Annotated in this window: 18 protein-coding genes; 7 read left to right on the top strand and 11 right to left on the bottom strand. The window is 61.4% G+C overall.

Annotated elements, in window-relative coordinates:
* Window positions 1–462: a LexA family protein gene (locus BOH68_RS09900; protein WP_258038138.1), complete on the bottom strand. Its 462-nt coding sequence runs from the start codon at window positions 460–462 to the stop codon at window positions 1–3.
* A 203-nt stretch (window positions 463–665) separates the two neighbouring features.
* On the opposite strand from BOH68_RS09900, the gene BOH68_RS09895 reads away from it, so the two are divergent.
* The gene (locus BOH68_RS09895) at window positions 666–1,580 is read left to right on the top strand and encodes a LysR family transcriptional regulator (RefSeq protein ID WP_077371213.1); all 915 of its coding nucleotides are present in this window, start codon (window positions 666–668) and stop codon (window positions 1,578–1,580) included.
* Window positions 1,581–1,601: 21 nt separating this feature from the next.
* Here BOH68_RS09895 and BOH68_RS09890 read toward each other — a convergent pair whose 3' ends face one another.
* From BOH68_RS09890 to BOH68_RS09860, 7 genes are all read right to left on the bottom strand, one after another.
* A complete protein-coding gene (locus BOH68_RS09890; RefSeq protein ID WP_077371215.1) occupies window positions 1,602–2,351 on the bottom strand; it encodes a 2OG-Fe(II) oxygenase family protein in 750 nt (249 codons plus the stop codon).
* Window positions 2,352–2,461: 110 nt separating this feature from the next.
* The gene (locus BOH68_RS09885) at window positions 2,462–2,782 is read right to left on the bottom strand and encodes a DMT family transporter (RefSeq protein ID WP_077371216.1); all 321 of its coding nucleotides are present in this window, start codon (window positions 2,780–2,782) and stop codon (window positions 2,462–2,464) included.
* 14 nt (window positions 2,783–2,796) lie between these two features.
* A complete protein-coding gene (locus BOH68_RS09880) occupies window positions 2,797–3,165 on the bottom strand; it encodes a DMT family transporter (protein WP_077371218.1) in 369 nt (122 codons plus the stop codon).
* 202 nt (window positions 3,166–3,367) lie between these two features.
* Window positions 3,368–4,771, bottom strand: a complete 1,404-nt coding sequence (locus tag BOH68_RS09875) for an NAD(P)-binding domain-containing protein (protein ID WP_077371220.1) — start codon at window positions 4,769–4,771, stop codon at window positions 3,368–3,370.
* Window positions 4,772–4,943: 172 nt separating this feature from the next.
* Window positions 4,944–5,801, bottom strand: a complete 858-nt coding sequence (locus BOH68_RS09870; protein ID WP_077371222.1) for a PAS domain-containing protein — start codon at window positions 5,799–5,801, stop codon at window positions 4,944–4,946.
* The gene (locus BOH68_RS09865) at window positions 5,798–6,685 is read right to left on the bottom strand and encodes a response regulator (protein WP_077371224.1); all 888 of its coding nucleotides are present in this window, start codon (window positions 6,683–6,685) and stop codon (window positions 5,798–5,800) included. The genes BOH68_RS09870 and BOH68_RS09865 overlap by 4 nt, the downstream gene beginning before the upstream one ends.
* Window positions 6,682–7,992, bottom strand: a complete 1,311-nt coding sequence (locus BOH68_RS09860) for a sensor histidine kinase (protein WP_077371226.1) — start codon at window positions 7,990–7,992, stop codon at window positions 6,682–6,684. Before BOH68_RS09860 ends, BOH68_RS09865 begins: the two co-directional genes overlap by 4 nt.
* Before the next feature lie 274 nt (window positions 7,993–8,266).
* Here BOH68_RS09860 and BOH68_RS09855 point away from each other — a divergent pair, with 274 nt between their 5' ends.
* The 3 genes from BOH68_RS09855 (at window position 8,267) to BOH68_RS09845 (ending at window position 12,713) form a co-directional block, all read left to right on the top strand.
* Window positions 8,267–10,693 carry a DUF1989 domain-containing protein gene (locus BOH68_RS09855; protein WP_077371228.1) on the top strand — a complete coding sequence of 809 codons (2,427 nt, stop codon included), beginning with the start codon at window positions 8,267–8,269 and terminating at the stop codon, window positions 10,691–10,693.
* A gap of 355 nt (window positions 10,694–11,048) precedes the next feature.
* Window positions 11,049–12,407, top strand: a complete 1,359-nt coding sequence (locus tag BOH68_RS09850) for an ammonium transporter (protein ID WP_077371230.1) — start codon at window positions 11,049–11,051, stop codon at window positions 12,405–12,407.
* A gap of 138 nt (window positions 12,408–12,545) precedes the next feature.
* A complete protein-coding gene (locus tag BOH68_RS09845) occupies window positions 12,546–12,713 on the top strand; it encodes a hypothetical protein (protein WP_157109453.1) in 168 nt (55 codons plus the stop codon).
* A gap of 140 nt (window positions 12,714–12,853) precedes the next feature.
* Here the strand turns inward: BOH68_RS09845 and BOH68_RS09840 are convergent, their stop codons facing one another.
* Window positions 12,854–14,263 (bottom strand): NAD(P)-binding domain-containing protein, encoded by a 1,410-nt coding sequence (locus tag BOH68_RS09840; RefSeq protein WP_077371232.1) that lies wholly within the window; start codon window positions 14,261–14,263, stop codon window positions 12,854–12,856.
* 901 nt (window positions 14,264–15,164) lie between these two features.
* On the opposite strand from BOH68_RS09840, the gene arfA reads away from it, so the two are divergent.
* Complete coding sequence (arfA, locus tag BOH68_RS09835; protein ID WP_077371234.1) at window positions 15,165–15,344, top strand: alternative ribosome rescue factor ArfA; 180 nt, start codon at window positions 15,165–15,167, stop codon at window positions 15,342–15,344.
* Window positions 15,345–15,455: 111 nt separating this feature from the next.
* Here arfA and BOH68_RS09830 read toward each other — a convergent pair whose 3' ends face one another.
* Window positions 15,456–16,667: an NADH:flavin oxidoreductase/NADH oxidase family protein gene (locus BOH68_RS09830; RefSeq protein ID WP_077371236.1), complete on the bottom strand. Its 1,212-nt coding sequence runs from the start codon at window positions 16,665–16,667 to the stop codon at window positions 15,456–15,458.
* Between the two features lie 118 nt (window positions 16,668–16,785).
* Here BOH68_RS09830 and BOH68_RS09825 point away from each other — a divergent pair, with 118 nt between their 5' ends.
* Both BOH68_RS09825 and BOH68_RS09820 read left to right on the top strand, forming a co-directional pair.
* Window positions 16,786–17,679 carry a LysR family transcriptional regulator gene (locus tag BOH68_RS09825; protein WP_077371323.1) on the top strand — a complete coding sequence of 298 codons (894 nt, stop codon included), beginning with the start codon at window positions 16,786–16,788 and terminating at the stop codon, window positions 17,677–17,679.
* A gap of 100 nt (window positions 17,680–17,779) precedes the next feature.
* Window positions 17,780–18,589, top strand: a complete 810-nt coding sequence (locus BOH68_RS09820; protein WP_077371238.1) for an NYN domain-containing protein — start codon at window positions 17,780–17,782, stop codon at window positions 18,587–18,589.
* 144 nt (window positions 18,590–18,733) lie between these two features.
* Here the strand turns inward: BOH68_RS09820 and BOH68_RS09815 are convergent, their stop codons facing one another.
* The gene (locus tag BOH68_RS09815) at window positions 18,734–19,846 is read right to left on the bottom strand and encodes a CNNM domain-containing protein (protein ID WP_077371240.1); all 1,113 of its coding nucleotides are present in this window, start codon (window positions 19,844–19,846) and stop codon (window positions 18,734–18,736) included.
* Window positions 19,847–20,046 lie beyond the last annotated feature (200 nt).

Genomic DNA, 20,046 nt, shown 5'->3' with positions numbered 1-20,046 from the left:
TCATACCGAGTATTCGTGGATGACGGAGCGCACCACCCCCCAGACCTGACACTCGAGATCGACGATAGCCACCGGCGGATACAGGGCATTGCCGGAGCACAGATACGGCCGCTGGCCGATCAGTTCGTAGCGCTTGACCACCACCTCGCCCTCGACCAGCGCCACCACGATATGTCCGGGGCGGGCGTCGATGGAGCGATCCACGACCAGGGTGTCATTCTCGTAGATGCCGAAGCCTTCCATGCTGTCACCTGCCACCGTCATGAAGAAGGTCGCTGCCGGACGCTTGATCAGCCGCTCGTTGAGATCCAATGTCCGGCCAGCGTAATCCTCGGCCGGTGACGGAAAGCCGGAAATTCCCGCACGCCCCGTGATGTGGGGGTATGGCAGCTTACATGGCGCAGGAGCGGGATGAGGGCGAGCCAACGTCTCGTGAGTGGCAAGGGGGGCAGATGCGGTCATGGAAAGCTCTCCTGTCATGGCTGTATTTATATGCAGTATCCGTGGCAGGCAAGCGTTAGGCAACCGCTAATATGCAAAGCCGCCTCAAGTGAAAGTGGCCGCTGCGAAGCCCGGATGGCGAGGGTGTTATGCTCGGCATCGGCGAATGCCATCGGGCGCAAGGTCCGGTGTCTACGTGAAAGGCGGATTCACTGTGGAGAGCCATGAACGAACTGACCCAACGACTGCGCACCTTCCTCAAGGTGGCGGAGCATCAGAGCTTCAATGCGGCTGCGCGTGAGCTGGAGATCGCCAGCTCCACGGCGACGCGTCACGTCAATCATCTGGAGCGACAGCTGGGCGAGCCGTTGCTGATGCGCACCACGCGCCATGTGCGGCTTTCGCCTGCCGGGGAGCGAGCCGTGATCCGTTTCCGTGCCATCCTGGGCGAGGTGGCTCAATTGACGGATGAGCTCGAGACGCTGAGTGAGCGAGTCGCAGGGCCGCTGCGCATCTCGGTGCCGTGGCGATATTCGCGCCTCTATCTGGCACCGCTGGTGAGTGAATTCATGCAGTGCTACCCCGAGGTGGCGCTGGATATCGTCAGCAGTGATCAGCGCGTGGATCTGATCGAGGAGCAGTTCGATGTCGCCATCCGCATCGGCCATCTGGAAGACTCGAGTCTGATCGCACGGCACATCAGTGACCAGCGTTTCGTGCTGGCCGCGGCGCCGTCCTATCTCAGTGCCCAGCCGCCCATTCGTCAGCCTGAGGACCTGGAGCGGCACCGCCTGCTGACCTTCAGCTATACCACCGCCAATCATCACTGGCGGCTGGTGCAGGGTGAGCGGGAGCACCGCATCTCGGCGCGAGCACGCGCGTTGCGCACCAACAACGCCGACATTCTGACCCAGGCAGCCCTCGAGGGGGCTGGTGTCGTGGTGCAACCGCTCTGGGCCATCCGTGAAGAACTGGACCAGGGACGCCTCGTGGCGGTGCTGGAGGACCATCAAGTCACGTCGTCGGATTTCGACACTGGCATCCATGTCGTCTTCGCACGCGAGAATCAGCACAACCCGCGCGTGCGTGCCTGGGTCGACTTCCTGCTCGCCCGCCGCGAGCGGCTGGCCGGTCGCTAGCAGGTTCTCGGCAGGTGGTCATCAGTAGAGAATATCGCTGCGGATGATGTACTTGGCACCATCGCGGATCGGCTCGCCTGCGTGCACGCAGTGCTGCGGGTGCGAGCCATGCGGGAAGCACAGCACGCCACCCTTGGGCGTTGCGACCGCGACTGTCTGGATGTCGTCCCGTGACTGGGCAGGCCTTTCGGGGTCGCGACGGCTGACCAGAAACTCGGTGCGCCCGCCGGTATAGCCATCGCTCAGGAAGATGAGGAAGGTGTACTGGCTCATCAGGCCCGGATAGGCGTCCTGGACGATCTCGCCATTGATGACGCGACTGCCCGGCCAGGCACCATCGGTATGCGGCTTGAAGAAGTCACCGGCCTCGTAGCGATAGACACGAAAGCGCGCATTGATGCCTTTTGCGCCCTCGCCCTGGATCTGCTCGGTCACCAGCGGCGCCGAGCGCGCCCAGATGACCTGATCGATGGCGTCACTGACGACCCAGTTGACGTTGTGGTTGTGGCGCACCGAACGCGGCAGGGAGACGGGCGCATCCTCCTCGAAGCCCATTTCCTCCAGGGCGGCGACGAAGTTGTCAGCCTCGGCAGGCGTCAGCACATTGAGCAGCTGGAAGGCGCCCGGGACACCCTCGACCTCCTGACGGACCACCTCTGGTGTCGCCTCGGTCTCGAAGAGGTCAGACACATCACCATTGTCCGTCCAGATGGGCAGGGGCGTGGGAGAGAAGCCGCGCTCGTGACTGACGGCGTAGAAGGACAGGCTCATGGCAAGACTCCTGAATGGCATGATCACGAATGTTGCCCGAGAGGCTAGTGCACTGCCGACGACAGAAAAAGGCACCTGACGGCAATTGGTCATTGCACGAATGGCAATGATCAATGTCCGCCTGTCAGGTTGAGGCCGACGATCGACAGCACGATGAGGCCGATGCAGGCCATGCGGCGAAACGAGAAATGCTCCCGCCAGAACAGCACCCCGATGATGGCGCTGACCACGGTGCCGATGCCGGAGAATACGGCATAGGCGATGCCCAGGCTGATGGTGTCCATGGCCAGATACAGCAGGCTCAAGGAGGCGCTGAAGCCCAGTGTTACCAGCAGCACACCCCGTCGGCGGCGGTGGTTGGCGTACTGGTTGAAACCGGTGACGCCGACGACTTCACAGCAGCCGGCGGCGATCAGATAGACCCAATCCATGTCATCCCTCCTGCTCATTCACTGACGGTGGTCTGTGGTGTGGCACTCGCGCGAGGTTGCTTGTCGGCAGGCGCGCCGGGGGCCGTCTTGAGCACGATGATGCCGATCAGCATCAGCACCACGAAGCCCAGCGTGGACCACTGGAACTCGAGCTCGAAGAACAGCAGGTCAGTCACCACCGTCCCCAGCGTGCCCAGGCCGACGAAGATGGCGTAGGTGGTGCTGGCGGGCAGTGTCCTGGCGATCTGGGTGACCAGACTCAGGCTGATGATGACCAGCAGCACCGTCAGTGCCCATTCCAGGGGAGTGTCGGCGACCTTCAGGCCCGTGGCCCAGCCGATTTCGCACAGGGTCGAGATCAGGAAATAGAGCGTGATGCGCATGGTGATCGGGCGTCCTTGTGAGGTGTCGGGAAAATGAGGCGTTCAATCGCCAGCGAAAGACATGCGTTGCATGAATGCGAGTCTATATGAGTTTTTGTTGATGTTTATGGCCATGAAAAGGCGGAGGGAGCCCCTCCGCCTGGTGCCTGGCGAGTCATCCGCGCAGCTCCTTCTCACAAGAGCGTCAGGTGACCAGAAAGCGTCAGGAGGCCAGCGGCGTGGTCGTCGCCTGAGCAGCTGACTCCTCGTCGGATGGCGCCTCGGCCGGCTGGGCCAGATAGGCTTCCAGCGAGTCATCCATCGCCTCAAGCCACGGCGTGTGATGTCTGGGCGCCAGGGTGCCGGTCATCAAGGAGCGATAGCCGTGATCGCGGAAGGTCATGATGTTCTCGTGCTTGTGATGCTCCCACTCGAGGAAGGTGCGATTCACGCCATCGATATCGAAGCTCGGGTAGTCGGTCTCGCTGATCAGCGATTTCACGTAGTCGCCCTGGAAGACGATCATCGCCTCGTCGCTATCCAGCGTTTCCTCACGCTCGCGCCATGCCTGGCTATCGGCTTGCATCGCCGCTTTCGCCGGCAGTGTCTGGGTGCCGAGAATCGCATCGCGCACCCACCAGGCCTGGGCATCGAACATGTTGAAGGTGTACCACTGGTCCTGCATGCCGAGATAGAACAGGCGCGGATTCTCTTCCCACACCACGCCCTTGTAGAGCCCCAGTGGCCACATGCGGTTGGCAGTCTTGAGGCGCAGCGACTCCTCGAGGAACGGGAAGTGATGCAGATAGCCGGTGCACAGGATGATGGCATCGACTCGCTTGTGGCTGCCGTCACTGAAATAGGCGGTATCGCGATCGACCTTCACCAGCAGCGGCTTCTCTTCCCAGTTGTCCGGCCATTTGAAGCCCATCGGGGCGGTGCGATAGCTGGTGGTGATGCTGCGCGCACCGTATTTGTAGCACTGCGAGCCGATGTCCTCCGCGGAATAGCTGCTGCCGAGCAACAGCAGATCCTTGCCCTTGAATTCCAGTGCATCACGGAAGTCATGGGCATGCAGAATGCGGCCATTGAAGGTCGCGAAACCGGGGAATTCCGGCACGTTCGGAGTCGAGAAATGCCCGGAAGCCACGATGACGTGATCGAATTCTTCGCTGGTCACCAGATCGAGCGCCTGATCATGCACGCTGACCGTGAATTGCTGGGTAGTCTCATCGAAGGTGACCTGACGGACCGGACAGCCGAAGCGAATGTACTTGCGCACGCCAGCCTTCTCGACACGCCCCTTGATATAGTCGAACAGCACGGCGCGCGGCGGGTAGGAGGCGATAGGGCGCCCGAAATGTTCTTCAAAGGAGTAGTCGGCGAACTCGAGACACTCCTTGGGACCATTCGACCACAGGTAGCGATACATGCTGCCGTGGGCCGGCTCGCCGTGCGCATCCAGGCCGGTGCGCCAGCTGTAATTCCACAGACCACCCCAGTCATCCTGCTTCTCGTAACAGACAATCTCGGGGATCTCGATGCCCTTGTCGGCTGCGGATTGAAAGGCGCGCAATTGAGCCAGTCCACTGGGGCCTGCGCCGATGATCGCGATACGTTGGGTCATGGATACCATCCTGTTCTTGTTGTGTCTTGATGCGTTACCTGAGGTTTCGTGACGTGATGAACGTCGAGAAACACTGACAACGAAACAGGCTAGCGAGATGTGACTTGGCTGCACATTGCTCGGAAAGGGTAGCCATAAAGGAGTATGCGACGTCGATACCATGCTCGCCGGATCATGCGGAATCCCCTGCCAGGTCCGAGGTGTCGACGGCAAAGATGATGCCTTCCACGGCCAGTGGCGTGCCGTCAGGTGAATAGATGCCATGGCCCTTTTCCTGTACCCGGCGCACGTCGCCATCGCGGTGACGAATGCGGTAGGCAAGGGTGAAGGGTGTGTGTGCCTGAAGGGCGGCCTGTACCTGGTCCCACACGCGGTCGGCATCCTCGGGGTGGATCATGTCGCCGTAGGTGAGGGAGGGGTGGTCGAGCAGCTCGCGCGGGCTGAGTCCGGTGATGGCCAGGCAGCCGTCACTGATGTACTCCATCGACCAGTGGCGGTTGTTGCGCGCGCGATAGACCATCGCGGGCAGGCCCTTGATCAGGCGCGTCAGGCTGCGCAGGTTGGCGGCGTCGATCTGCTCCTGCTGCACGCGCTCGCTGATGTCATGCAGAGTGAGCGTGGCGGGCCAGGGTGAGGCCAGCGAGAGCGACTGGCTACGGACTTCACACCAGCGATAGTGGTGGTTCGGCCCGAGGATGCGCAATCGCCAGCAGTCAGGCCGCTCACGGCGTGACACGTGCCGGGCGAGCACGTCCCAGCGCGCGTGATCTGCGGGGTGCAGTGCTTCCCGCAGGCGCCGCGGTGCCGTGCCGCCCCCCTCCGTCCGAGAGGCGATTGGCGTGTCTTCCCGTGAGCCGCTCGATTCGTGTCCGCTCAGGGCCTGCCAGCCACGCGAGGCATAAAGCAGCGTGCTGTCAGCATCCACCACGACCACGGCATCACTCAGGCTGTCGAGAATCGCCTGTGCGCTGAAGGGCGAGGCAGTCGAGGCAGTCGAGGCGGAGGCGAACTGTTCGAGGTAGCGCATCATCTCAGGCTCTCCTTTTCGGCCCGTATCATGGCCTCTTTGGCGCTTGTCGCGTCCTCGGCGGGCGCTCGGCCGGCATCACTCGCTGGCGTCAGCGGGTGGGCGTAGACCCAGGCGGCCAGCTCCAGTCGCGAATGCAGATCCAGCTTGCGCAGCAGATTCTTGACGTAGACCTTCACCGTGCTGTCACTGATGCCCAGCTCGCGCGCGATCAGCTTGTTGCTGAGGCCGCGCCCGATCCATTTGAGGGTATCGCGCTCACGCTCGGTCAGACCGCGATGCCAGTCCGCCGTCTCGGCCTCAGCCATGCCGTCAGTCAGGGCAGCGTCTGTCGCCTCGGTCAGCGGCACGGCTGAACCCGGCGTGGGAACGCCACCTTCCGGCGGTGCATGTTCGCGTGCCGAGCGCTGGCGGTGGTCCTGCTGCAGGCGCCTGGCCAGCAGCAGCAAGGTCTCCTCCTCCAACCCCAGCTTGCCGTCGATGACGGCCTGCAGGCGCTCGAGGATGCGTTCGGGGGCGGTGTCCTTCATCAGGTAGCCATCCGCCCCTTGCTGGATGGCATCCAGCAGGTGGCGGCTGTCGTCGGAGGCGGTCAACAGTACGACCTTGAGGGCGGCATCACGCTGCTTGAGATGGCGCATCAGGGTCAGGCCATCGAGTTGCGGCATCTGCCAGTCGACGATCACCAGCTCGGGGGCGAGGGTGGGGAGGCGCTCGAGCAGATGCGCACCATCATCGAAGTCGGCCACGACCTCGAACAGGCCACCTTCACTCAAGAGCTCGGCAAGCCCGCGCCGAAACAGCGGATGGTCGTCGACGAGTACCACTCTTGTCGGGAGTGTATGACGTGTCGGGTGCGTCGAGGGTGTCTGTCGTGTCGCGGTCATGTGTCGCGGCGCTCCCAGCTCAGTGTCACGCGGGTACCGCCCTGGCGAGGCTGGGTGATGGCGAACTCGGCCCCGAGGTGGCGTGCGCGATCCTGCATGATGCCCAGTCCGAAATGCGCGGCGGGGATCTCGGCGGGATCGAACCCGCAGCCGTTGTCCTCGACGGTCAGCAACACCCGCGCCGCCGGCTGCGGTCCTGAAGACTGATAGAGCAGTTGCAGGCGCAGGTGGGTGGCCCTGGCATGGCGCACGCTGTTGGTCATCGCTTCGCGCACGATGAACATCACCTGCAGGGACAGGGCATCGGGGAGGTGCAGTGACTGGATGCGATTGTCGAGCTCGAACACCATGCTGGAACGGGTCTCGAATTCCTCGATCAAGGCCTCCAGCACACAGGCAAGCGGCGCGTCTCCCCAGGTGGCGTGCGCGCCATTGATCAGTTCACGGGTCTGGCGGAAGGTGCGCCGAGCCTGAGTATGCACCTCCTCAGCCAGTGCCTGCACCTCCTGTGGCGCATGACGGGCGGCACGTGTCAGGCGTGCGCTCTGCATCTGCAGATAACTCAATTCCTGGGCGAGGGTATCGTGCAGCTCGGCCGCCAGTTGTCGGCGTTCGTTCTTCAGAGCCTGTGCCACCGCTGCCTGCCTGTCTTCGGCGTGACGCGCCTGTTGCTGCTGCTGCAATGCCAGCCCACGGCTCAGAGCGTCGATGACGGCGTGTGCCAGCGGTGTCTCGCGTGAGGGGGCTGCGGCTGCCGGCTCTCCAAGCCACAACCAGTCATCGCCCGTCGCCCCTCTGCCCGTCTCCCCTCTGTCAGCGGCGTCCGTGAGGGCGATCAGCACGCCACCTGGCGTGCCGGCTATGCCAGACGCCTGCTGTCGGGCGCCGGGATCGCGAGCGATATCCCTGACGACTTCCTGCAGTCTCTGGCGCGCAGCGGCTGACAGAGCGAGGCCGACAGGGGAAATCACCGCATGGGTCGCCTGACCGGGTGCGCGATGCACGACACAGAGTTCGCCAGTCGCGGAGTGAGCCGTGCCGCTTTCAGGACAGCCGTTCAGCATGTCCAGCAGCTCTCTCAGCATGGATGGCAACGCCTCCTCGAGGTCAGCGCAGGTAGCGATGCGCAAGGTGATGGCATCGAGGTGGTGTCTGTCACGCAGATCAGGCGGCGGGATGGCAGCAGGGCGAACGGGAGTCTCGGCATCGGCGCGACAGCCTCGTGCGCGCTGGACATCAAGGCGATGCGCTATCCCTTGCGATGCAGGCGCCTTGCCTGTCTTCGATGCGCCGAGACTGAGTGCCATGCGAGTTCCTCTGTCGTTTCGCCGCCCCTGCGGCGCGCCCTGATTCGAGTGTCACACCAGCAAGCTTCATGCCAGCGAATGGATTACTCCTTCATGGGTACCTCTCTTGATGGATTGTCGTCGCATCTACTGATAGTAAATTTAATTAACCATGAAGAACGTGGTGCGCGACGCAAGGAGTCATGCACCATCCAGGCACATCTGATCCAGGCTAGCCCCTCGAGCACTTCCTTCGACTGGCTCGCCTGCCATGACAACAAGAGGTATCACCAGGATGGGACTTGCAGTCGAGATACCCGCTGCCACGCCGAACCAGCCGTATCGTTACCGAATCGCCGGCCTGGAGGTGTTGGCACTTGATCTGTCGCCCGGCGATAGCGTGCAGGTGTCATCCGTGGACGGTGCGCAGTCCTGTGAGTGGCTGGCGCTGAAGGCAACGGGTGATGAAGCCGCCGATGCGGCACAGCAGAGCGGGGAAAGCTCCCGCGAAGTGGTGAAGGGGGCAGGCACGACAATCGAGGCGTCGCTTGCGCACTTCGCGAGCGTCGTCAGCCCGGGAGATCACGCCTTCGCCAGTCAGCCTCAGGCCAGCGAGGCGCAGGAGACGTCCGGCAACAGGAGTCCGCACACTCGGAGTCCGCACACTCAGGCACGCCTGGAGGCGCTGGGGGTCGCGCATTGCCCGCCATCGCACTGGCAGCGCCTGTCAGCGGCCGGATTGCCAGCCGAGATTCGCTGGCCGCTGGAAGCGCCTGCCGCACGCCTGATTCTGCTGGCCCCCGGCAGTGACATGACGATCGAAGGAGAGCGGCTGGCCACCGAGCTTGAGGTGTCCCATTTCTGCACCGGGCTTGTGGGGCTGGAACATCTGCCGGTGCCGCTGGCACCGATCCGCCAGGAGACGAGAGTCGCGGCGGGGACGGTCGAGGTCTATGAGGTCAAGCAGGGCGAGTGGATCCAGATCATCGATGTGGCGGGGCGTCAGTGCTCCGACTTCGTGGCCTTCGACGCCACTGCCTGGGCACAGGGCGAGGAGCTGGGGCTGGATGCTGGCGCCACGCGCAGCCTGTCCGGGCATTGCATGCCCAATCCGGGACTGTATTCGGTGTTCTTTGATCAGCACCTGCATCCGATGCTCGAGGTGATCCAGGACACGGTCGGACGCCATGACAGCTTCATGCTTGCCTGCTCGCCGCAGTATTACGAACACCACGGCTACTTCGGTCACGACAGCTGCACGGTCAACTTCAACAATGCCCTGTCGGCGTCTCATGGTATCCGACAGCGTGCCAGCTGGCCGGCCATCAACTTCTTCTTCAATACCTGGGTACAGCCCTGCGGCACCCTGGCGGTGGATGAGCCCTGGTCACGACCCGGCGACTATGTGCTGCTGCGCGCCGACCGTGACCTCATCTGTGCCTCATCCGCCTGTCCGGACGACATCGACGCCGCCAACGGCTGGGTGCCGACCGATATCCATGTGCGTATCTACGCCGCTGAACATGACTTCCCCCGCGGTATCGCTTATCGCAACCGGCCCGAGGAATTGCCGCGCATGACATTGCCCACCGCTTTCCATCCCTGCACCTCCGCCTTGACCAAGCAGTACATCGATTACCACGGCTACTGGCTGGCCACCCATTACGAGGGGTGGGGGGCCAAGGCGGAGTATCTCGCCTGTCGCGAACGGGTCGCGGTGATGGATCTCTCCGCATTGCGCAAGTTCGAGGTCGCCGGACCGGACGCCGAACGCCTGTTGCAATATGCGCTGACCCGCAACGTGCGCCGACTCTCCATCGGAGAAGTGGTGTATTCCGCCATGTGTCAGGAAACCGGCGGCATGCTCGATGACGGCACCCTGTTCCGCATGGGCGAGCAGACCTTCCGCTGGATCTGTGGTGATCCGGCCAGCGGCCAGTGGCTGCGGGATCTCGCAGAGCAGCAGGGCTATCGCGTCACGGTGCGCGACTCCACCCATCAGCTGCACAACATCGCGCTGCAGGGGCCGAAGAGCCGCGAGGTGCTGGCGCCGTTGATCTGGAATGCGCGTACCCAGCCGGAGGTGGAAACGCTGGGCTGGTTCCGCTTCATGGTCGGCCGTCTGGCGGGGCCGAATGGCATCCCGCTGATGGTGTCTCGGACCGGCTATACCGGTGAGCTGGGCTATGAGATCTGGTGTCATCCGCATGACGCCCCGGCCGTGTGGGAGGCGATCTGGGCGGCCGGTGAGCCGCATGGCATCGCGCCACTGGGGCTGGATGCCCTCGACATGCTGCGGATAGAGGCGGGGCTGATCTTCGCTGGCCATGAATTCTGCCCGCAGACGTCTCCCTACGAGGCGGGCATCGGCTTCACCGTGCCGATGAAGAGCAAGGAGGATGATTTCGTCGGGCGTGCGGCCATGCAGCGCGAGACGCCGGAATCCCGCCATCGGATCATGGGCCTGAAGATGGACAGCAGCGAGCTGGTCAGCCACGGCGACCTCGTCTATCACGGCCGCTATCCGGTCGGGGTGATCACCAGCGCGACCCGCTCTCCCTTGCTCAACCAGTCCATCGCCATGTGTCGTCTTGCCCCGGAGTTCTCAAGCCCCGGAACGCAGCTTGAGATCGGTCAGCTGGATGGTCACCAGAAGCGTCTCGTCGCCGAGGTGGTGACATTGCCTTTCCATGATCCTGAGCGTCTCAAGGTGCGCAGCTGAGTGATGCATGACGCATGGCCGAGACCTCGCGCGTGAGGCTGGCCGGTGACGATTCGTATATGCAGTACGACTCACGTCATATCACGGTGCAGGACGCCGCCTGCCTGCCTCAATAACGAACACCCTCTTGCCAGGTGGTGATTTCCGGGCTTCATATGTGAAGAGGTGTCCACGATTTCTAGAAGATATCAATGAAAACAACGTATTACTGAAGGTGGCCATCAGGGGTCATCTGGCATGTCGCTTGCTTTATCCAGCAGGTCCCCCTTGAAAAACAACAACAACCTTCGGGCAGACAGGGTTTCCACCGGCAGGCATGCGGTGTCAGACCCGGCCCGGAAAAGGAGAAAAGACGATGGATGAAAAGACGTTGCAAAGCATATTGGATATGCACCAGGCGATGAACATCGAGGTGTTCTACTGGTGGTGTACCGCCATCATGTTCCTGATCCACGCAGGCTTTCTGGCCTACGAGATCGGTGCCTCCCGTTCCAAGAATGCCTTGGCATCCGGCATGAAGAACGTGCTGACGCTGGCCTCGATCATCCCCGCCTTCTACTTCGTGGGCTGGTGGATCTACAACGCCTTCCCCAACGGGCTGATCCCCATCGAGGCTTCCGCGGCACTGCCCTGGAGCGCGAGCATGCGCCCGGACGCCGATGACATGGGCACCGGTATCTTCTTCGCGGCCTTTGCCCTGTTCGGTGCGACCACGGGCTCGATTCTCTCGGGCGCGGTGATCGAACGCATCCGCCTGGGCGCCTTCCTGTTACTGGCGGTGATTCTCGGTGCGGGTGTCTGGATCCTGGCGGGTGCCTGGGGCTGGCATCCGGATGGCTGGATGCTGCACAAGTTGGGCTACCACGATGTCGGCGCGGCGGGCGTGGTGCATGCCGTGGCCGGCTTCTTCGCGCTGGGCGTGCTGCTCAATCTGGGCGCGCGCATCGGCAAGTACAGTGACGATGGCAAGCCGCAGGTGATCGCACCGCACAACATGCCGATGACCTTGATCGGGCTGATGCTGATCATCGTCGGTTTCTTCGGCTTCCTCGGCGGCTGCATCATCTTCAACACCGGTGACATCGGCTGGACCACCATCTATGGCAATCGCACCAACCTCTCGGCCTTCGCCTTCAATACCCTGATGGGCTTCGGTGGCGGCGTGATCGGTGCCTATCTGTCCTCGCGTGATCCCTTCTGGACCATGTCCGGTGCGCTGGGCGGCATCATCACCGTCGCGGCGGGGCTGGATCTCTACAACCCGGGCCTGGCCTTCGTACTGGCCGTCACCGGTGGCGCCTTGATGCCGAAGATCGGCGCGCTGCTAGAGAAGCGTGGCCTGGATGACTCCGTCGGTGCCTTCGCGGTACATGGCTTCTGCGGCTTCTATGGTGTGGTACTGGTGGGTGTCTTCGCCGCGGGCTTCCCGAATGTCGGCGAAGGCGTGCCGGACGTCTCCTTCACCGGGCAGCTGACAGGCGCGGTGGTGATGGCAGTGACGGGCTTCGTGCCGGGTTGGGGCGTTGCCTATCTGCTCAAGAAGTTCAACCTGCTGCGCGTGCCGCCGCATGTCGAAGTGCTCGGGCTGGACCTGTTCGAAGTGCCGGCCAAGGCCTACCCGGAGAGCATGGCAACCGAGTCATCTTCCAGCGTGCCGGCACGTTCCGGTGGGGTGGTCGCGGCGCCAATGGACAAGCGTCCGGACATCAGCTGAGTCGGTTCTGACGATTACCCGCATGAGGATTGGCTCGTTTGTTGCAGCGTTCGTTGCCATCTGTCCTGAAGTCTGGCTGCCAGCCAGTGACGGAGCGAACGGGCCGATTCGTTTTCTTTCTTCTCCAGGAGTCTTGTCATGGAAACTGTCGATACTGCGGTACATGCTGCCAACTATGCGTTCTTCTTCAGCAATTCAGGGATGGTGGCGGTCAGTCTGTTGATCGCGGCTGGCGTCTGCATCTCGTTGAGCGTCAATATCCTGCGCCATGAGAAAGCGTCATTCCGCAGCAAGAAGACCCTCTGATCCATCGGGGCCTTCTTGCTCCGCAACCACAGAATGCACAACGCCGCGAAGCCATGCTTCGCGGCGTTGTGCATTCTGTGGGCCCGATGTCACATGTCAGGTGACACAAGGCCGTCAGTCAATCAGATCCTGTCCGTCACTCAGACCTTGTCAGTCGCGAGGGAGCGTTCGGCGGCTGTCTTGCCGCCTGCTTGTCTGGCGCTCTTGTCGGGCTGCGCCAGGAAGGCTTCCAGCGAATCATCCATCGCGTCGAGCCAGGGCGTGTGATGGCGCGGGGCCAGGGTGCCGGTCATCAGCGAGCGATAGGAGTAGTCACGGAAGGTCATGATGTTCTCGTGCTTGTGGTGCTCCCACTCGAGGAAGGTGCGATTGACGCCGTCGATATCGAAGCTCGGATAATCCGTCTTGGAAATCAGTGACTTCACGTAATCGCCCTGGAAGCGGATCATCGATTCATCGCTGTCCAGTGTCTCTTCCCGGTCACGCCATGCCTGACTGTCTGCCTGCATGGCCTCGCGGCTGGGCAGCGCGATCTCACCGAGAATCACGTCACGCACCCACCATGCCTGGGCATCGAACATGTTGAAGGTGTACCACTGATCCTGCATGCCGAGATAGAACAGGCGCGGATTGGCTTCCCAGGCAGCGCCCTTGTAGAGACCGAGCGGCCACATGCGGTTGGCTGTCTTGAGGCGCAGCGGTTCATCGAGGAACGGGAAGTGATGGAGGTAGCCGGTGCACAGGATGATGGCATCGATCTTCTTGCGGGTGCCATCGCGGAAGTAGGCGGTGTCGCGGTCCACTTTCTGCAACAGCGGCTTCTCTTCCCAGTTCTCCGGCCAGGCAAAGCCCATCGGGGCGGTGCGATAGCTGGTGGTGATGCTGCGAGCGCCATACTTGTAGCACTGTGAACCGATATCTTCGGCAGAGTAGCTGCTGCCGATCAGCAGCAGATCCTTGCCCTTGAACTCCAGCGCATCGCGGAAGTCATGTGCATGCAGAATACGGCCATTGAACTGCGAGAACCCCGGGAACTCAGGCACATTGGGGGTCGAGAAGTGACCGGAAGCGACGATGACGTGGTCAAAATGCTCCTGAACGACCGCATCGGCCTGCTGGTCATGGACACTGACGGTGAACTGCTCGCGGGTGTCGTCAAAGCTGACGTGGCGCACCGGGCAATTGAAGCGGATGTACTTGCGCACGCCTGCCTTCTCGACCCGACCCTTGAGGTAATCGAAGATGACCGCGCGAGGCGGGTATGAGGCGATCGGGTGGCCGAAATGTTCCTCGAAGGAATAATCCGCGAACTCCAGACATTCCTTGGGGCCGTTGGACCACAGGTAGCGATACATGCTGCCGTGGACGGGTTCACCATTCTGATCAAGACCGGTTCGCCAGCTGTAATTCCACAGGCCGCCCCAGTCGCTCTGCTTTTCAAAACAGACTATCTCGGGAATGTCGATACCCTTGTCAGCGGCAGATTGAAAGGCGCGCAGCTGTGCCAGGCCACTCGGCCCTGCGCCAATGATCGCAATGCGTTTTGTCATGGGTATTTCCTGTTGAGACTGTAATGAGACGTCGTGATCCGTGAACCCCGCGTTGCGGGATGTCGTGTTGACCAGGTGCTTTTTCCCCTGTAGTGGATCGCGATAATAATGAGCATTATCCAGCGCTTGGGTGGCCTGGAAAGGTAAGGAATCCAGTTGACTGGCCACCTGTCATTTCACGGAGCCTGAGCACGGAAGGCGTATTTTTTATTGCCTTGAGAGCCATCTACTGCTCGCGGAACGTGAGGCATCCTCGCAGAAATGATGCGTCATCTCAAATGTGAGGTATTGATTCTGAGTGCATGAAGTGTACACGATCATGAGACTATTTAGACTTTAGTGGCAAGATCATTGTGGATTGTGTCTCTCTTCCGAATGGCCAGGATGAAGGATGTGATTTATCGGCTCATGGTTGGTATTGTTTTTTAGTAAATTGTTGATTTAAAGCATATTTTTTATGTCGTGATGGTTTGCCATGGCGTTGTCTGGCGTGTTTTTCTGTGTAGAAAAAAGAAGATTTCCGTGTTGCAATGCCGCTTGGAAGGTGGGTGATTTTCTGTCTCTTCAATGCGTAATTTGTCAAGCGGGTGGTGGCCTTAAATATCCTCTTTGTCAAGCAGGTTGGCGATCGTGATTTTGAGGTGTGGAGTAAATAAGGGTGTGAGAAGGATGGGAACGTAGTGTCGGAGTAGTGAGTGGCGTGAGAATGGAGAAAGAACAGAAATCAGAAGGGAAAAGGGTGCCAGATTATCGAATGATCCTCGCTGGAGGATTTTCTAGAGGATCTGCGGGGCTATTCACGCACCAGACCAGCGACGAGGGGGAAGTGGAGGTTGATCACTCTGCATGGCGAAAGGGCGTATACTGGGCCGGTGACAGAGAGGCCACAGGAGAAGACACCATGACTCACAAGCGCAAGGTGCAGGACAACGCCCTCAAGGCAGTGCTGCGTACCCCGATGTTCAAGCAGCGTGTCGTGAAGGCGCGCAAGGGCAAGGGCAGCTATCAGCGCAATGGCAAGCAACAAGGGGGTAGCGGTGGCAGTGAGGCTCCTTCAGTCGGTGTGTATTGTGCCGCTTGAAGAAGCCTCATTGCCGCCTCTGAAGGGAGCCCCTGTCTGAGGCGCTGGTCACACGAACGCCGCAGCATCAGCGCTGCGGCGTTCGCGTATCTGGCCACTTCGAGAAGCGGCTCAGTCGCGGAGACAGTCGGCGAAGTGCGCGTTCCAGGTCTTGGCGCGCGCGGCGTCGCGGGCTTCATAGTCGGCCAGCACCGTCTCCAGTTCGCCCAGTGATTCCTGCTCACGGTCCTCGCCCAGCTGGGTCAGGCGCAGCGTATACCAGGCGGTCACGCCACCTTCCGGCGGAGCGCTGAAACGCGGGAATTCTGGCGCAGGGCATTCTCCCGCTCGCCATAGCGTGGGCAGTGACGGGTGCAGCGCCAGTGGGCGGGCCAGGCCGACGAAGTCGACGGCGCCCTGTGCCACGGCGTCTTCGGCCTGCGCCAGAGTCTTGAAGCCGCCGGTCACCATCAGCGGCAGGGTCGTCACCTCGCGTGCACGCCTGGCGAACTCGACGAAGTAGGGGCCGCTGGCACTGGCGTCCGACGCGGAGCTGGCGCCGGGGAAATAGGTGCCGCCACTGATGTCGATCAGATCGATGGGTAGCTCATCGAGCGCTGCTATCACCTGTAGCGCTTCGGCTTCCTCGAAACCGCCCTCAAGTTGATCACTCGAGTTGAGTTTCACCACCACCGGGTAGTCGTGGCCAACGGCCTCACGCATGGCAATGATCACCTCACGCATCAGCCGCATGCGGTTGTCGAGGCTACCGCCGTAGTCATCCGTGCGCTGATTGAAGAGGGGAGACAGGAACTGGCTGAGCAGAAAGCCATGCGCGGCATGTACTTGAACCCCGCCAAACCCGGCGTCACGAGCCAGGCGAGCCGTGGTTGCCATGGCGGCAGGCAAGGCCTTGATGGCCTCCAGGCTCATGGCCTCGCAACGTAGCCCGGGGATATCCAGCGCGCTGGGGCCATGTGGCGTACTGGTCGGCGGGTAGGCCATCGCGCCGGCATGGCCGAGCTGCAGCCAGAGCTCGGCTCCGTGCTGTTGGCCGCGCTGCGCCAGTTGCGTGAAGGCCGCGAGGTCGGACTGCGCATTGAGGACCAGATTGCCGGGCTTCTCGGCGTGGTGGTGGTCCGGTTGCACTTCCCCGACCAGCGCCGCCGCCACGCCGCCTTCCGCCCAGCGCTCATAGAGGCGAATCTGGGTGTCACTCGGATGCCCCGTACCATCACCGAGAGAATCCGACATCGCGGCCTTGATGAGGCGATTGGCGAGCACTCGCCCGCAAGGCAGCGTGAAGGGCGTGAACAGGGCGGAAGCGGTCGGCTGATCTATCATGGTGGCGATGTCTCTGGGCACTGAATATGGCATGGAAGGAACAGATGCCATGGTGACATGGGCAGTGTCTGGTGATAATCCGGTGTGTGAGCACAGCATCCGTGAGCCGATGGAACATATGAAAACGTATACGGATCTCGATATTTTTCATGCCGTGGTCGATGCCGGCACCTTCACCGGGGCGGCGCGTCAGCTCGGCATTACCCACTCGGCGATCAGCAAGCGCATCGCGCATCTGGAGCAGCGTCTGGGTGCCCAGTTATTGATTCGCTCCACTCGGCGGATGCGCCTGAGTGAAGCGGGTCAGCTCTATGCCTCGGAGACACGGGAGCTGCAGGAGCGGCTGCGCAATGTGGAGCAGGAGATCGCCGAGGGCAGTGGTGCACTCAAGGGGCGCATTCGTCTCTCGTGTTCCAACGCATTGGGAAAATTGCAGGTAATGCCGTTGCTGATGCGCTTCATGGAGCGCTATCCCGAGGTCATCGTGGACCTGACCCTGACGGATGCTGTGGTCGACCTGGTGCATGAGGGGATGGATCTGGCCATCCGCAGCACCGCAAAGCCCGAGCCCGGCCTGATCGCCAGGCGGCTGGCCACCAATCAGCGTGTCATCTGTGCATCGCCGGAGTATCTGGCAAGACATGGCACGCCGCGCTCAGTGCCGGATCTGGCGGAGCATGTCAGCCTGATCCTGAATCTCCCCGGTGGCTTCAACGCCTGGGGACTCACGTCACTGCCCGAGATGCGCTGCGGCTTTCTCTCGAACTCCCTGGAAACCCTGCATACCGCCTGTCTGGGAGGGCGTGGCGTTGCCTGTCTGCCGTACTACCTGATCGCCGATGACCTGGCCTCTGGGCGCTTGATCCCGCTGCTGGAAGACATTCGCGGTGACGGTGCCGATACCAGAATCTTCCTCGTCCGCCCGGAGACGTCGATTCTGCCGCGCCGGGTGAGAATGCTGATGGATGCCTTGATCGCGGGATTTGACGCAGAGGAAGCTCAGCGTACGTGAGTAAACGACGATTTACCGAGTGATTGTCTTGCAGGATTCATGACATATTGACCCAGGGAGCGACCTTGAGACTCCTGTGACGTAGATCATGGAGCGAGACATGTCACCAACGGGAAAAGATCGATTTGCGGTACTGATTGATGCAGACAATGCCCAGGCAGCCGTCTGTGAGGAATTGCTGGCGGAGATCGCGAAACTGGGAATCGCCAGTATCAAGCGCGCCTATGGGGACTGGACCACCTCCAATCTGACGCCCTGGAAGGAGCCACTTCTGCACCATGGCATTCAGCCTATCCAGCAGTTCCGTTATACCCAGGGCAAGAACGCGACAGATTCCGCCTTGATCATCGATGCCATGGATCTGTTGTATGCGGGCAATGTGGAGGGATTCTGTCTGGTGTCCTCGGACAGTGATTTCACGCGCCTGGCGACACGTCTGAGGGAAAGCGGCATGCGCGTGCATGGCTTCGGGGAAGCCAAGACCCCTCAACCCTTCGTTTCCGCCTGTGACAGTTTCCTGCATACCGAGTGTCTGCGCAGGGAGCCGGATACGCCCGCCGTGGCGAAGCCCTCGAGCAAGTCGCCTGTCGTGAAGAAGCCCCCGAGCAAGCCGCCGACCGAGACGGTTACCCTCGTCAAGCCGACCAAGGCACAGCGACAGCTGAGGTCGCATATCCTCAATGCACTGAATGAGCTGCCACAGACGGATGGCTGGACGGCCCTGTCAGCGCTGGGAAGTTACCTGAAAAAGAAGATGCCCGGCTTCACGCCGGCGGATCATGGTGCCAGCAAGCTGGGGGGAGTGATTCAGACATTGGAGTATCTGGACAAATGGCAACGCCCTGTCAAAGGCGGTTCCGTGCATTTGTATGTCCGGAAAAAGACCAGGGAGACGGCAAACGCCAGCTGAATCCTCGTCATCTCACGATGCACGATGCCTTTCGACACAGAAGCCCCGTGATAACCAGTCTCCTGTCTGGCTGTCACGGGGCTTCTGTCGTTCAGCGTGGCGGTGGTTTCACGCCTGACGCGTGCGAGGCTCGCGCAGTCCATGTCACGACTGGCCGGGCTTGGAGTCCTCCGTTGATGCCTTGTGTTCTGTCGGTGATGTGTCGTTCTGTGAAGAGCTCTCTCGGGCGTCGTCCGGTGTCGAGGGGACGGCACCGATGCGCTTGATCCAGCGCTGGCGGGCGAAGCGACGCAGATTGGCCACGTTGTCCGTCTCGTCGATGATGTCCTCGCCGAGAATCGTCTCCATCACGTCTTCCAGCGTGATGACCCCCAGCCAGTTGCCGAGATTGTCGTAGACGACACACAGGTGCTGGCGCTCGCGCTGCATGCGAGCGAAGGCCTGTTCGACGTTGTCTTCGGCGTGCAGTTCGCTGATAGGGCGCATCAGGTCCTTGAGCGGAGTGGTGGGTTCGGCCTGATGCGCATCGGCGCGGTGGATCATGCCCAGTGTCCTTTCATCGGCGGTCATCACCGGGTAGCGGCTGAAGGGCCAGACCGTCAACTGGTCATTGAACTCGGCCACGCTCATCTCGGGACTGACCGTCTGGCAGACAGGGCGCGGCGTCAGCACGTCACGCACCTTCATCTCGTGGAGATTGAGGATGTTGGTGATGACGCGCTGTTCATCATTTTCCAGGGCTTTCTTGTCGAGCCCCATCTGGGCCAGTGCCTTGATCTCGCCACGCACATCGATGTCATGAGCATCCTTGCCGATGCGCGAGGTGATCAACTCCGACAGCCAGATCAGCGGCTTGAGCGCGATGACCATGGCATTGAGCACGCCGGGCAGCATCGGCGACAGCTGACGCCAGTAGGTAGCACCGATGGTCTTGGGAATGATTTCCGAGGCCACCAGGATCAGCAGCGTCATCACCGCCGAGGCCACGCCGACCCAGGCTTCCCCGAAGACGACCGATACCTGCGCGCCCACCCCCGTGGCACCGACGGTATGCGCGATGGTGTTGAGCGTCAGGATGGCGGCCAGCGGCTTGTCGATATTGTCCTTGAGCTTGGCCAGTGCGGCGTGGCGCTTGGGATGTTGGTCTCTCAGGCTTGCCACATAGCTGGGAGAGAGCGACAGCAGCGCCGCCTCGAGCACTGAGCAGACGAATGAGATGCCAATCGCGATGGCGGCAAACAGGATCAACAGAAACATGAGGCGTGCTCCTTGAGGGAAAGGCATCCATTAGTGACATAAGGCACAGCACTGTCAAACCCGTGAATTCTCGCAGAGTTTTCAGCCTGCTGGCCAAGCTTGCCAGTCTGTGCGGCAAAGTGCCGTTGACTCCAGGGATGCAAGAGGACTGCAAGAGGAATGCAAAAGGTCTGCAAGAGATAACAGGGCTTTAGATGAGA

Origin of the sequence: Cobetia sp. MM1IDA2H-1, assembly GCF_002916775.2 — a bacterium.
In the GTDB taxonomy this organism is placed as follows: Bacteria; Pseudomonadota; Gammaproteobacteria; order Pseudomonadales; family Halomonadaceae; genus Cobetia; species Cobetia marina.
Note: the sequence above shows the minus strand (reverse complement) of the source record. Positions and strands in the feature narration are given on the sequence as shown.